The 13981-nt window shown below is 73.8% G+C and carries 11 protein-coding genes; 9 read left to right on the forward strand and 2 right to left on the reverse strand.

The window, feature by feature from the left end:
• Positions 1 to 39: 39 nt before the first annotated feature.
• Both ACFY0K_RS13375 and hemW read left to right on the forward strand, forming a co-directional pair.
• Positions 40 to 2133, forward strand: a complete 2094-nt coding sequence (locus tag ACFY0K_RS13375) for a SpoIIE family protein phosphatase (protein ID WP_390639915.1) — start codon at positions 40 to 42, stop codon at positions 2131 to 2133.
• Positions 2134 to 2231: 98 nt separating this feature from the next.
• The gene (hemW, locus tag ACFY0K_RS13380) at positions 2232 to 3464 is read left to right on the forward strand and encodes a radical SAM family heme chaperone HemW (protein WP_390639916.1); all 1233 of its coding nucleotides are present in this window, start codon (positions 2232 to 2234) and stop codon (positions 3462 to 3464) included.
• Between the two features lie 33 nt (positions 3465 to 3497).
• On the opposite strand, the gene ACFY0K_RS13385 is transcribed toward hemW, so the two are convergent.
• Both ACFY0K_RS13385 and ACFY0K_RS13390 read right to left on the reverse strand, forming a co-directional pair.
• Positions 3498 to 4313, reverse strand: a complete 816-nt coding sequence (locus ACFY0K_RS13385; protein ID WP_351954982.1) for a DUF3097 domain-containing protein — start codon at positions 4311 to 4313, stop codon at positions 3498 to 3500.
• A gap of 34 nt (positions 4314 to 4347) precedes the next feature.
• On the reverse strand, positions 4348 to 5070 hold the full coding sequence (locus ACFY0K_RS13390) for an MBL fold metallo-hydrolase (protein ID WP_390639917.1): 723 nt from the start codon (positions 5068 to 5070) through the stop codon (positions 4348 to 4350).
• Between the two features lie 172 nt (positions 5071 to 5242).
• On the opposite strand from ACFY0K_RS13390, the gene hrcA reads away from it, so the two are divergent.
• The 7 genes from hrcA (at position 5243) to ACFY0K_RS13425 (ending at position 13869) form a co-directional block, all read left to right on the forward strand.
• Positions 5243 to 6259, forward strand: a complete 1017-nt coding sequence (hrcA, locus tag ACFY0K_RS13395) for a heat-inducible transcriptional repressor HrcA (protein ID WP_093503152.1) — start codon at positions 5243 to 5245, stop codon at positions 6257 to 6259.
• A complete protein-coding gene (gene dnaJ, locus ACFY0K_RS13400) occupies positions 6260 to 7396 on the forward strand; it encodes a molecular chaperone DnaJ (RefSeq protein ID WP_217549614.1) in 1137 nt (378 codons plus the stop codon).
• A gap of 245 nt (positions 7397 to 7641) precedes the next feature.
• Complete coding sequence (locus tag ACFY0K_RS13405) at positions 7642 to 8736, forward strand: nitronate monooxygenase (RefSeq protein ID WP_390639918.1); 1095 nt, start codon at positions 7642 to 7644, stop codon at positions 8734 to 8736.
• On the forward strand, positions 8733 to 9482 hold the full coding sequence (locus ACFY0K_RS13410) for a 16S rRNA (uracil(1498)-N(3))-methyltransferase (protein ID WP_390639919.1): 750 nt from the start codon (positions 8733 to 8735) through the stop codon (positions 9480 to 9482). Before ACFY0K_RS13405 ends, ACFY0K_RS13410 begins: the two co-directional genes overlap by 4 nt.
• A gap of 30 nt (positions 9483 to 9512) precedes the next feature.
• Positions 9513 to 9905 (forward strand): VOC family protein, encoded by a 393-nt coding sequence (locus ACFY0K_RS13415; protein ID WP_390639920.1) that lies wholly within the window; start codon positions 9513 to 9515, stop codon positions 9903 to 9905.
• Between the two features lie 93 nt (positions 9906 to 9998).
• Entirely contained in the window at positions 9999 to 10562 is a 564-nt protein-coding gene (locus tag ACFY0K_RS13420; RefSeq protein WP_390639921.1) for a hypothetical protein, read from the forward strand.
• A gap of 46 nt (positions 10563 to 10608) precedes the next feature.
• Positions 10609 to 13869, forward strand: coding sequence for a S41 family peptidase (locus ACFY0K_RS13425; protein WP_390639922.1), 3261 nt, complete (start codon positions 10609 to 10611; stop codon positions 13867 to 13869).
• Positions 13870 to 13981 lie beyond the last annotated feature (112 nt).

The following is a 13981-nucleotide window of genomic DNA, read 5'->3' on the forward strand; positions in this document are numbered from 1 at the left end:
ATCGGGATGTATTCGTCCGAACTGCTCGGGGAGCTGGACATGGGGGCCATACCCACGCAACGGGAGACCGTCTCCCGGGTCCGTGAGGCGCCTGCGCACGACGCGGCGCCTGCGCACGACGCGGCGCCCGCGCACGACAACGCTCCCGCCCACGACAACGCTCCCGCGCACGACACCGCGGGCCCGCGTGCGCAGGGGCGCGCGTCCCTGCCCGGCAGCCCCCTCGCGCCCGGTTCCGCCCGTGCCCTGGTGCGCGCCTCCCTCGACGAGTGGACGGAGTGCGGGCTGCTCAGCCCGGAGCAGCAGCGGGTCGCCGAGGACGCCATGGTCGTCGTCAGCGAACTCGTCACCAACGCCGTCGTGCACGCCGGTACGGACGTCGAGGTCGACTGGTGGCTGGAGGAGCGGGAGGGGACGGCTTTCGTCGTCGAGGTCACCGACCACCATCCCTCCCGCGCGCCCCGCGACCACCCGGGCGAGACGCCGTACGAGACACCGGAGTTCGGGCGCGGGCTGCGCCTGGTCGCCTCGCTCGCCGAGTCCTGGGGGGTGACGTACCGCACCGGCGCCAAGTCGGTGTGGGCGCGGCTGACCGGCCGCGGCGGCACGCTTCCCGACGAGCGGCAGCTGAAGGTCGCCGAGATCCTCGCCCCCGAGCCGCCCCAGCCCCAGCCCGCACACGCATCCGCGCACGCATCCGCGCACGCACTCGCGCCCGCGCACGCGCGCGTGGCCGCTGCGGAGCACGGAGAGCGCGGAGAGCGCGGAGAGCGCGGTGACTGCTCGCACCGCCCCGAGCGGGACCGGGACTGGCTCAACCGGGGCGCGCTGTCCTTCCTCGCCGAGGCCTCCGACCTGCTCGCAGGCCAGCTCGACGAGAACCTGGTGGCGGCGCTCACCGGCCAGCTGATCGTGCCCCGGCTCGCCGACTGGTGCGCGGTGTGGCTGGAGGACGAGGCGACCGTGCGCGGCGGCGGCTGGGGCGAGGCCGGCGGGGCGGGCGGGGCGGGCGGCCCGCGGCTGGCCCGGGTCTGGCACGGCAGCGAGAACCGCATCGAGGAACTGCGTGGCGCTCTGGAGAAGGACCCGCCGTGCGCGCAGGGCGGCTTACGGTCCGGGCCCGAGCCTTATCCCTGGCCCGGCGCGGCGCTCGGCCCGCAGGGCACGCACGGCTCGGCGCTCGCCTACCGGCTCATCGCGGGCGGCCGCCCGCTCGGCACGCTCGTCATCGGACGCTCCGGTCCGGACGGCATCCCCGACGAGATCACCGGCCTCGTGGAGGACTTCGGCCGCCGGGTGGCCCTCGCCATCGGCGCGGCCCGCCAGTACGCCCGCCAGGCCACCATCAGCGCCGTCCTGCAGCGCGGGCTGCTGCCCGGCGCGGTCGCAGAGATCCCGGGCGTGCGCAGCGCCCTGGTCTACGAACCCTGCGACAAGGGCGGCCCCAGCGGCGACTTCTACGACCTCTTCCCGGCCGGCGACGGCCGCTGGTGCTTCGCCGTGGGCGACGTCCAGGGCAAGGGGCCCGAGGCCGCCGTCGTCATCGGCCTCGCCCGGCCCTGGCTGCGGCTCCTGGCCCGCGAGGGCTACCGGGTCGCCGACGTCCTCGACCGCCTCAACCAGCTCCTCCTCGACGACGCCACGGAGGCCGCCGACGCCGCCGCCCGCGCCCTGGTCGCGGCCGGCGGCCGCGCCCTGCCGCCCGGCGACGGCCCGCAGACCCGGTTCCTCTCCCTCCTGTACGGCGAGCTCACCCCCCTCGACGGCGGCGGCGTCCGCTGCACCCTCGCCTCCGCCGGGCACCCGCTGCCGCTGCGCCTCGGCCCCGACGGCGAGGTCAGCACCGCCGCCCGCCCGCAGACGCTGCTCGGGGTCGTCGAGGACGAGACCTACACCAGCGAGACCATCGAGCTGGCACCCGGCGACAGCCTGCTGTGCGTGACCGACGGGGTCACCGAGCGGCGCTCCGGCAGCCGCCAGTTCGACGACGGCGACGGGCTCGCGCGGGCGCTGGCCGGCTGCGCGGGGCTGAACGCCGACCTGATCGCCGAGCGCATCAGGCGGCTCGTCCACGAGTTCGGCTGCGGGCAGCCGGAGGACGACCTGGCGCTGCTCGTCCTCCAGGCGGAGTGACCGAGGCCGTACAGGAAAGGTGACCGAGGCCGTACAAGAAAAGTGACCGAGGCCGTACAGGAAATCGGTACGGGAACCGGTACGGGACAATGGGGGACATGCCTTCCGCACTCCCCGACGGCGAGCCCGTCCCCGACGACGGCGCGCTCCCCGCGTCCGCGCTCGCCGGTGCCGCCGCCCGCCCCCTCGGGTTCTACCTGCACGTCCCCTACTGCGCGACCCGCTGCGGCTACTGCGACTTCAACACGTACACGGCGACCGAGCTGCGCGGTACCGGCGGTGTGCTGGCCTCCCGGGACAACTACGCGGACACCCTGATCGACGAGGTCAGGCTGGCGCGGAAGGTCCTCGGCGACGATCCGCGCGAGGTGCGGACCGTGTTCGTCGGCGGCGGTACGCCGACGCTGCTGGCCGCCGCCGATCTCGTACGGATGCTGGGCGCGATCCGTGACGAGTTCGGGCTCGCGGCTGACGCGGAGGTCACGACGGAGGCGAACCCGGAGTCCGTCGACCCGGCCTACCTGGCGGCCCTGCGGGAGGGCGGCTTCAACCGGATCTCGTTCGGCATGCAGAGCGCACGGCAGCACGTTCTGCGGGTCCTCGACCGCACCCACACCCCCGGACGTCCCGAGGCGTGCGTCGCGGAGGCCCGCGCGGCCGGCTTCGACCACGTCAACCTCGACCTGATCTACGGCACCCCGGGCGAGTCCGACGACGACTGGCGGGCTTCGCTGGACGCGGCGATCGGCGCCGGGCCCGACCACGTGTCGGCGTACGCGCTGATCGTCGAGGAGGGCACCCAGCTGGCCCGCCGGATCCGCCGCGGCGAGGTCCCGATGACCGACGACGACGTCCACGCCGACCGCTACCTGATCGCCGACTCGGTGCTGGCGGGCGCGGGCTTCGACTGGTACGAGGTGTCCAACTGGGCCACCTCGGACGCAGGTCGCTGCCTGCACAACGAGCTGTACTGGCGGGGCGCCGACTGGTGGGGCGCCGGACCCGGGGCGCACTCGCACGTGGGCGGCGTGCGGTGGTGGAACGTGAAGCACCCGGGGGCGTACGCGGCGGCGCTGGCGTCGGGGCGGTCGCCGGGCGCCGGGCGGGAGGTCCTGTCGGACGAGGACCGGAGGGTGGAGCGGATCCTGCTGGAGCTGCGGCTGCGGGAGGGGGTGCCGCTGGCACTGCTGAAGGAGGCGGGGCTGCAGGCCTCGCGGCGGGCGCTGGGGGAGGGCTTGCTGGAGGACGGTCCGTACGACGAGGGGCGAGCCGTGCTGACGTTGCGGGGGCGGTTGCTGGCGGACGCGGTGGTCAGGGATCTGGTGGACTGATCACTCCGAGGGCCTGAACCGGAGTGGGGAAGGTCAGGCCCCACCGCTGCCCGTGACGAAGTCGATCAGTTCCTCCACCCGCCCCAGCAGCTCCGGCTCCAGGTCCCTGTAGGAGCCCACGCGCGCGAGGATCGCCTGCCAGACGGCGCCCGTGTTGCCGGTGGGCCAGCCGAGGGCGCGGCAGACGCCCGTCTTCCAGTCCTGGCCGTGCGGGACGCGGGGCCAGGAGTCGATGCCCAGGGACGACGGTTTCACCGCCTCCCAGATGTCGATGTACGGGTGGCCGACGACCAGGGCGTGGTCGCTGGTGACCGACTGCGCGATGCGCCACTCCTTGGTGCCGGGGAGCAGGTGGTCGACGAGGACGCCGAGACGGGCGTCCGGGCCGGGGGCGAACTCGGCGACGATCGCGGGGAGGTCGTCGACGCCCTCCAGGTACTCCACGACCACGCCCTCGATGCGCAGGTCGTCACCCCAGACCTTCTCGACCAGTTCCGCGTCGTGGCGGCCCTCCACGTAGATGCGGCCGGCGCGGGCGACACGCGCGCGTGCGCCGGGGACGGCGACCGAGCCGGAGGCGGTACGGGAGGGGCGTACGGGTCCCCCGGACGTGGGGCGCACGAGGGTGACGACCCGGCCCTCCAGGAGGAAGCCGCGCGGCTCCAGCGGGAAGACGCGGTGCTTGCCGAAGCGGTCCTCCAGGGTGACCGTGCCCGCCTCGCAGCGGATCACCGCGCCGCAGAAACCCGTCCCCGGCTCCTCGACCACCAGACCGGCTTCGGCGGCCACCTCGGGCACCGGCTTCGGCTTCTTCCACGGCGGTGTCAGGTCGGCGGAGTACTGGCGCATTCGGATGACGATAGGAGAAGCCGGACCGGCACGCCTACGACACGCCGAAACGCGCCGCCAGGGCCTCGCGCTGGGCCCGTACGAACGCCGCGTCCACCACCGCTCCGTGACCGGGCACGTACAGGGCGCGGTCGCCGCCCAGGGAGAGGAGGCGGTCGAGGGCGGCGGGCCACCGCGACGGTACGGCGTCGGGACCGGCCTGCGGATCGCCGGACTCCTCCACCAGGTCGCCGCAGAACACCACCTCCGGGTCGCCGGGTACCAGGACGGCGAGGTCGTGGGGAGTGTGGCCGGGGCCCACGTTCGCCAGCAGGGCCTGGCGGCCGTCGCCCAGGTCGAGGGTCCACTCGCCGGAGACCAGATGGCGGGGGAGGGGGAGGGCGTCGGCCGCCTCCTCGGCCTCCCCGGCCGGCAGGCCGTTGCGGATCGCGTCCAGGCGGAGTTCCTCGCGGTCGTACCCGAGGACGCCCTCGGCGCCCACGGCCGCGTACAGGGCCGCGCCCGCGAAGGCGGCCGCGCCGAAGACATGGTCGAAGTGGGGATGGGTGAGCGCGAGATGGGTCACACGGCGGTCGGCCAGTGCCTGCGCCTCGGTACGCAACCGTGCGCCCTCGGCCAGGCTCGACCCGGCGTCCACCATCAGGGCCGTGCCCGCGCCCAGGACCAGACCCGCCGTGCAGTCCCAGCCCGGCAGCCGGCACCGGCCGACGCCTTCGGCCACCCGCTCCCAGCCCAGCTCTTCCCAAGTCACCGTCATGCCGCGACGCTAGCCGTAGAACGCCATGGGTCCTGACCGGCCTTGCCCAGTCGGTGCCCCACGGCCGTACACTGGGCCGGGGATGCTGGCACTCGCGTTCGCAGAGTGCCAGACGAAAGGCCCGAAGGGACCGAAAGGCCGCGGGGACGACTTTCTGGAGGTGTGGCGCCGGATGCTGAGTGAACGCAGGCTTCAGGTATTGCGCGCCATCGTCCAGGACTACGTCGGCACCGAGGAGCCGGTCGGTTCGAAGGCGCTGACCGAACGGCACAACCTCGGGGTCTCCCCGGCGACCGTGCGCAACGACATGGCCGCTCTGGAGGACGAGGGGTTCATCGCCCAGCCGCACACCAGCGCGGGGCGGATCCCCACCGACAAGGGGTACCGGCTGTTCGTCGACAAGCTGGCCGGCGTCAAGCCGATGAGCGCGCCCGAGCGGCGGGCCATCCAGAACTTCCTCGACGGCGCCGTCGACCTCGACGACGTGGTGGCGCGGACCGTGCGGCTGCTGGCCCAGCTGACCCGGCAGGTGGCGGTCGTGCAGTACCCGTCGCTGACGCGGTCGACCGTGCGGCACGTGGAACTGCTCTCCCTCGCACCGGCCCGGCTGATGCTGGTACTGATCACCGACACCGGACGGGTCGAGCAGCGGATGGTCGACTGCCCGGCGCCCTTCGGCGAAACGTCCCTGGCGGATCTGCGGGCGCGGCTGAACAGCCGGGTCGCGGGACGCCGGTTCTCGGACGTGCCCCGGCTGGTGGAGGACCTGCCGGAAGCCTTCGAGGCCGAGGACCGCGGCACGGTCTCGGCGGTGCTCTCCACCCTGCTGGAGACGCTCGTCGAGGAGAACGAGGAGCGGCTGATGATCGGCGGCACCGCCAATCTCACCCGCTTCGGACATGACTTTCCCCTCATGATCCGGCCCGTCCTGGAGGCCCTGGAGGAGCATGTCGTCCTCCTCAAGCTCATGGGCGAGGCGGGGGATTCGGGCATGACCGTACGCATCGGTCACGAGAACGCCTACGAGGGACTCAACTCCACGTCAGTGGTGTCGGTCGGTTACGGTTCGGGCGGCGAGGCAGTCGCCAAACTCGGCGTGGTCGGACCGACCCGCATGGATTACCCGGGAACGATGGGAGCGGTACGAGCGGTGGCACGGTACGTCGGACAGATCCTGGCGGAGTCGTAAGTGGCCACGGACTACTACGCCGTTCTCGGCGTGCGCCGCGACGCGTCGCAGGAAGAGATCAAGAAGGCCTTCCGTCGGCTCGCGCGCGAGCTGCACCCGGACGTCAACCCGGACCCGAAGACCCAGGAGCGGTTCAAGGAGATCAACGCCGCCTACGAGGTGCTCTCCGACCCGCAGAAGAAGCAGGTCTACGACCTCGGCGGGGATCCGCTCTCGCAGAGCGGCGGCGCGGGGGCCGGTGGCTTCGGGGCGGGTGGCTTCGGGAACTTCTCCGACATCATGGACGCGTTCTTCGGTACGGCGTCCCAGCGCGGTCCGCGCTCGCGCACCCGGCGCGGCCAGGACGCGATGATCCGGATCGAGGTCGAGCTCGACGAGGCGGCCTTCGGCACGACCAAGGACATCCAGGTCGACACGGCGATCGTCTGCAACACGTGCAACGGTGAGGGCGCGGCGCCGGGCACCTCCGCCCAGACGTGTGACATGTGCCGGGGCCGCGGTGAGGTCTCGCAGGTGACGCGGTCCTTCCTCGGCCAGGTCATGACCTCGCGGCCGTGTCCGCAGTGCCAGGGGTTCGGGACCGTCGTGCCGACGCCGTGCCCCGAGTGCGCGGGCGACGGGCGGGTGCGGTCGCGGCGGACGCTGACCGTGAAGATCCCGGCCGGTGTCGACAACGGCACGCGGATCCAGCTCGCCGGTGAGGGCGAGGTGGGGCCGGGCGGCGGTCCGGCCGGTGACCTGTACGTCGAGATCCACGAGCTGCCGCACTCCACGTTCCAGCGGCGCGGGGACGACCTGCACTGCACGGTGACGATTCCGATGACGGCGGCGTCGCTCGGTACGAAGGTGCCGCTGGAGACGCTGGACGGGCTCGAGGAGGTCGACATCCGGCCGGGCACGCAGTCCGGGCAGTCGATTCCGCTGCACGGGCGCGGTGTCACGCATCTGCGGGGCGGCGGCCGGGGTGACCTGATCGTGCACGTCGAGGTGACGACGCCGACGAAGCTGGACCCTGAGCAGGAGCGGTTGCTGAGGGAGCTGGCGAAGCTGCGCGGGGAGGAGCGGCCGACGGGGCAGTTCCAGCCCGGTCAGCAAGGGCTGTTCAGTCGGCTGAAGGACGCGTTCAACGGGCGTTGACGGGTGCCGTGAAGGGGCTCCGCCCCTTCGACCCCGCCAGGGGGCTCCGCCCCCTGGACCCCCGGAGACCTATGCCCACCCACCACCCGACTCGGCCCGCCGAAAAGTGCGCCCGCCCGCCGGCTCGGTCCGTCGGGAGGCGCGGTCGCCCGGTCGGCTCGGTCCGTTGTGGGGTGTGGTTTCTGGCATGTGCCAAAGGGGCGGCCCGATTCGGTCTTGTTCGGAGGACGTGACAACATGCCGTCATGTCCTCCGCACTGACCGATCTCTTGCCTCTTCCGATCGTGCAGGCCCCCATGGCAGGCGGGGTCTCCGTCCCGCAGCTCGCCGCCGCCGTGTCCGAGGCGGGCGGGCTGGGGTTCCTCGCCGCCGGGTACAAGACCGCCGACGGGATGTACCAGGAGATCAAGCAGCTGCGGGGGCTGACCGGCCGTCCCTTCGGTGTGAACGTGTTCATGCCCCAGCCCGAGTACGCCGAGTCCGGGGCCGTCGAGGTCTACGCGCATCAGCTGGCCGGTGAGGCCGCCTGGTACGAGACCGAGCTCGGCGACCCGGACAGCGGCCGGGACGACGGGTACGAGGCCAAGCTGGCCGTGCTGCTCGACAACCCGGTGGCCGCCGTCTCCTTCCACTTCGGCGTGCCGGCGCCGGAGGTGCTGGACTCCCTGCGGCGGGCCGGGACGGTCACCCTCGTCACCGCCACCACCGCCGAGGAGGCCCTCGCCGCCGAGCGGGCCGGGGCGGACGCGGTGATCGCCCAGGGCGTGGAGGCGGGGGGACATCAGGGCACCCACCGGGACGTCGCGGAGAACGACGGGTCCGGGATCGGGCTGCTGTCGCTGGTCGCCCAGGTGCGCGAGACCGTCCGGATCCCGGTCGTCGCCGCGGGCGGGATCATGCGCGGCGGCCAGATCGCGGCCGTACTGGCGGCGGGGGCGAGCGCGGCACAGCTGGGGACGGCCTTCCTCGCCACCCCGGAGTCCGGCGCCGCCGCCCTGCACAAGCAGGCGCTCACCGACCCGCTCTTCACGCGGACCGCGCTGACCCGGGCGTTCTCCGGGCGGCCCGCCCGCGGCCTGGTCAACCGGTTCATGCGCGAGCACGGCCCGTACGCGCCCGCCGCCTACCCGGAGGTCCACCACCTCACCTCCCCGCTGCGCAAGGCCGCCGCCCGGTCCGGGGACGCGCAGGGCATGGCCCTGTGGGCCGGACAGGGCCACCGGATGGCCCGCGAGCTGCCCGCCGGACAGCTGGTGGAGACCCTCGCGCAGGAACTCGCCGCCGCGTCGACAGCGTTGTCCACCAAGGGAGAGCGCTTGGGAGAGGGGGACGGGCGATGACCGCGCCCGTCTTCGTCGTCGAGGACTTCCCCGCGGGCGGCGCCGGACAGTACGTCCTCGACGGGCCCGAGGGCCGGCACGCGGTCTCCGTGAAGCGGCTGCAGCCCGGCGAGGAGGTCGTCCTCACCGACGGCGCCGGCCGCTGGGCGGTCTGCGAGGTGCTCGCCGCCGAGGGCAAGGACCGGCTGGTCGTCCGCATGACGTCGGTCTCCGAGGAGCCGGAGCCGTCGCCCCGCATCACCGTCGTCCAGGCCCTCCCCAAGGGCGACCGCGGCGAGGTCGCCGTGGAGACCATGACCGAGGTCGGCGTAGACAGGATCGTGCCCTGGCAGGCCGCCCGCTGCATCACCCAGTGGAAGGGCGAGCGGGGCCTCAAGTCGCTGGCGAAGTGGCGGGGCACCGCCCGCGAGGCCGGCAAGCAGTCCCGCCGGGTGCGGTTCCCCGAGGTCACCGACGCGACGACGACCAAGCAGGTCGCGGCACTGCTGGCGGAGGCCGACCTCGCCGCCGTCCTGCACTCCGACTTCGAGCACGGCAGCGAGCCGCTCGCGGCGGCCGAACTGCCCGCCGGGGGCGAGATCGTGCTGGTCGTCGGGCCCGAAGGGGGCGTCGCCCGGGACGAGATCGCGCTGTTCGAGGAGGCGGGTGCGAAGGCGTACACCCTGGGGCCTACCGTGATGCGCACGTCGACCGCCGGGACGGCGGCCGCGGCCCTGCTGCTGGGCCGCACCGGCCGGTGGTCCTGAACCGACCGCACCACACCCTGGGGGACAGCCGTGGAACTCGCCCAAGTCCGGCTCCTGGTCACCGACTTCGCCGCCTGCTACCGCTTCTACGCCGAGGTGCTCGGGCTGAAGCCGCAGTCGGGGGCGAGCGAGGGGCCGTACGAGAAGTTCAGCCCGCACGCCGGATCGGCGGGGATCGCCCTGCAGGACCGGGCGATGATGGCCGCGATACTCGGCGAACTGGGGGACGCGGCGACCGGGCACCGGTCTGTGGTGGTGCTGCGCGTCGACGACCTGGACGGCTACTGCGAGCAGATCACCGCACGGGGCGCGGTCCTCGTGCACGGACCCGAGCCGATGACCGAACGCATGCGGGTCGCCCACCTCAAGGACCCCGAGGGGAACCTGGTGGAACTCCAGGAGTGGCTGCTGCTGCGGACCTGAGGGACGGCGCACCGGCACGGGTGACCCCTCCGAACACGTGAGTGGCCGTAAGCCCCCTACCGCCACCGGCGGGACGGTGGCAGGCTGCCCTCCATGGGGGCATTGAGGCGGATTTGGGGCCGGCCACGCGGGACCAGGGCGGCGGCCGCGGCGGGGCTCGCGGTGATCGCCGTGGGCGGTGCGGTGGGCTGTCAGCCGAGCGGCCTGAACACCGCGACGGTCGCCTACACCACCGACCGGACCGCCACCGCGGAACTCAAACGCCAGCACGTCGACGTCGACTGGCTCACCTGCACCGGCAATTACGGGTCACCGTCGGGGGCCTCGAAGAGCGCCAGGACGCCGTCGGCCACCGCGACCACCGTCGTCTCCGTCGACTGCCGGGGCCGGACCAAGGACGGCCGGGACATCACCGTCGCCGGCCGGGTCACCAAGGCCGTCAGCGGGGCCTGCGTGCGCGGGAACCTCGTGGCCAAGGTCGGCGGCAAGGAGTGGTTCCGGGTGACCGGGCTGGGCAACTGCGACGCGACACCCGGGCCGGCGTACAGCACCTACCGGCCGCCCACCTACGGGCAGCAGCCCGGCCCCACCGTGACCGTCACGAAGACGATCTGGTGCCAGGGCGACCCCAAGTGCTGGCCGGTGCAGGGAAAGTGATCGAAATCGGCCACCGGGAACACAGCGCGGTGCATAGGCTGAGCGAGTGACTCAGGGTGCAGCGACAGGACCGCGGTCCTACCTCCGATTTCCCCATGTCCACGGCGACCTGGTCGCCTTCACCGCCGAGGACGACGTGTGGCTCGCGCCCCTGGACGGCGGCCGGGCCTGGCGGGCCAGCGCCGACAACGTCCCCGTGACGCTGCCCCGCATCTCGCCCGACGGCACCACGGTCGCCTGGACCTCCACCCGCGACGGCGCCCCCGAGATCCACCTCGCCCCCGTCGACGGCGGCCCGTCCACCCGCCTGACCCACTGGGGGAGTTCCCGCACCCAGGTGCGCGGCTGGACCGCCGACGGGCGGGTCCTCGCCATCTCCACCCACGGCCAGGCCAGCCTCCGGCGCAGCTGGGCCCACGCCGTCCCGCTCGACGGCGGTCCGTCCACCGTCCTGCCGTACGGCCCCGTCGGCCACGTCGCTTTCGGCCCGCACACCGTGCTGCTGTCCGCGCCGATGGGGCGGGAGGCGGCGTGGTGGAAGCGGTACCGGGGCGGTACGGCGGGCAAGCTGTGGATCGACCGGGACGCCCGGGGCGGGGAGGGCGCCGGCGAGTTCGTCCGGCTGCACGCGGAGCTGGACGGGAACCTGGAGTACCCCGAGTGGGTCGGGGACCGGATCGCGTTCCTCTCCGACCACGAGGGCACCGGGGCCCTGTACTCCTCCCTCGCCGACGGCTCCGACCTGCGCCGGCACACCCCCCTTGGGGGCACCTCCCGCTCGAGCGAAGCCGAGAGTGGGGGAGGCTTCTACGCCCGGCACGCGGCGAGCGACGGCACCCGGGTCGTGTACGCCTCGGCCGGTGAACTCTGGCTCCTCGACGACCTGGAGGGCGCCGAGCCGCGCCGCCTGGACATCCGGCTCGGCGGGTCCCGGACCGACCGGCAGCCCTACCCGGTCAACGCGGCCCGCTGGTTCAGCTCCGCCTCGCCCGACCACACCGCGCGCGGCAGCGCCGTCCTGGTGCGCGGCGGCGTGCACTGGGTGACCCACCGCTCCGGTCCGGCGCGCGCCCTCGCCGCCCAGCCCGGGGTGCGGGCCCGGCTGCCCGTCACCTTCCGTGCGGACGCCGAGGAATGGGTGGTGTGGGTGACGGACGCCGAGGGCGACGACGCCCTGGAGTTCGCCCCCGCCACCGGACTCGTGCCCGGCGCCACCCCGCGCCGGATCGCCGCCGGACAGCTCGGCCGGGTCCTCGACCTCGCCGTCGCCCCCGACGGCGGCCGGGTCGCCGTCGCCGCCCACGACGGCAGGCTGCTCCTCGTCGAACGCGAGACCGGCGAGGTCCGCGAGGTCGACCGCAGCGAGGACGGCGACGTCTCCGGACTCGCCTTCTCCCCCGACTCCGGCTGGCTCGCCTGGTCCCACCCCGGCGCCGGCGGCCTCTGCCAGCTCCGCATCGCCCACACCACCGACCTCACCGTCACCGAGGCCACCCCGCTGCGGTTCCGGGACTACGACCCCGCCTTCACCCGCGACGGCAAGCACCTCGCGTTCCTCTCCACCCGCTCCTTCGACCCGGTCTACGACGAGCACGTCTTCGACCTGGCCTTCGTGGTCGGCGACCGCCCGCACCTGATCACCCTCGCGGCCGCCACCCCCTCGCCGTTCGGCCCGCAGCGGCACGGCCGCCCCTTCGAGACCCCCGACAAGGAGGAGACCCCGGACGCCGAGGGCACCCCCGCCACCCGGATCGACCTGGAGGGCCTCGCCGACCGGATCGTGCCTTTCCCCGTCGAGGCCGGCCGCTACTCCACGCTGCGCGCCGCCAAGGACGGCGTGCTCTGGCTGCGCCACCCGGTCCGCGGCGTCCTCGGCGCCTCCCGTGCCCACCCCGAGGACCCGGCGCCCAAGACCGAGCTGGAGCGCTACGACCTCGCCCAGCAGCGCATCGAGTACCTCGCCTCCGACGCCGACCACTTCGAGGTCAGCGGCGACGGCAAACGCGTCCTGCTCTGGGCCGACGGCAAGCTCAAGGTCGTACCCAGCGACCGCCGCGCCTCGAACGACGACGACAGCGACACCAACATCACCGTCGACCTGTCCCGGGTCCGGCAGACCGTGGACCCGGCCGCCGAGTGGCGGCAGATGTTCGACGAGACCGGCCGCATCATGCGCGACCAGTTCTGGCGGCCCGACCTCGGCGGCGTCGACTGGAACGGCGTCCTGGACCGCTACCGCCCGCTCGTCGACCGGGTCGCCACCCACGACGACCTCGTCGACCTGCTCTGGGAGGTCCAGGGCGAACTCGGCACCTCGCACGCCTACGTCACCCCGCGCGGCGGCCACGGCGGCGGACCCCGGCAGGGCCTGCTCGGCGCCGACATCTCCCGGCACGCCGACGGCAGCTGGCGCATCGACCGGATCCTGCCCGCCGAGACCTCCGACCCCGGCGCCCGCTCCCCGCTCGCCGCGCCGGGCGCCGCGGTCCGCCCCGGCGACGCGATCGTGGCCGTCGCCGGCCGCCCCGTCGACCCGGTCACCGGCCCCGGCCCGCTCCTGGTCGGCACGGCCGGCAAGGCGATCGAACTGACCGTGTCACCGGCGGGCGGCGGCGACCTGCGGCACCCGGTGGTCGTCCCGGTCGGCGACGAGGAGCCGCTCCGCTACCACGCCTGGGTCGCCGACCGCCGGGCCCACGTCCACGAACTGTCCGGCGGCCGCCTCGGCTACCTCCACGTGCCCGACATGCAGGCGCCGGGCTGGGCCCAGATCCACCGCGACCTGAACGTGGAGATGGCCCGCGAGGGCATCGTCGTGGACGTCCGCGAGAACCGCGGCGGGCACACCTCCCAGCTGGTCGTGGAGAAGCTGGCCCGGCGGATCGTCGGCTGGGACCTGCCGCGCGGCATGCGGCCGCAGAGCTACCCGAGGGACGCGCCCCGGGGACCGGTCGTGGTCGTCGCCAACGAGTTCTCCGGCTCCGACGGCGACATCGTCAACGCGGCGATCAAGGCGCTGGGCATCGGCCCGGTGGTCGGCACCCGCACCTGGGGCGGCGTGATCGGCATCGACAGCCGCTACCGCCTGGTCGACGACACGCTGGTCACCCAGCCGAAGTACGCGTTCTGGCTGGAGGGCTACGGCTGGGGCGTCGAGAACCACGGCGTCGACCCGGACGTGGAGGTCGTCCAGACCCCGCAGGACTGGGGGGCGGGGAGAGACCCTCAGCTCGACGAGGCGGTACGGATGGCCCTGGAGGCGTTGGAGACGGCTCCTGCGAAAATCCCACCGACGTTGCCGATGTGAGCAGCGGCGCCGGGTCCGGCCGAAGGGGCGCGGGGCTGCATTCGACATGCGGCTCCGCCGCGGGGCGCGACAAGCCCCCACCGGACCTGCACCCGACGACGATACGATGCCC

Origin of the sequence: Streptomyces sp. NPDC001507 (assembly GCF_042894765.1) — a bacterium.
GTDB lineage: Bacteria > Actinomycetota > Actinomycetes > Streptomycetales > Streptomycetaceae > Streptomyces.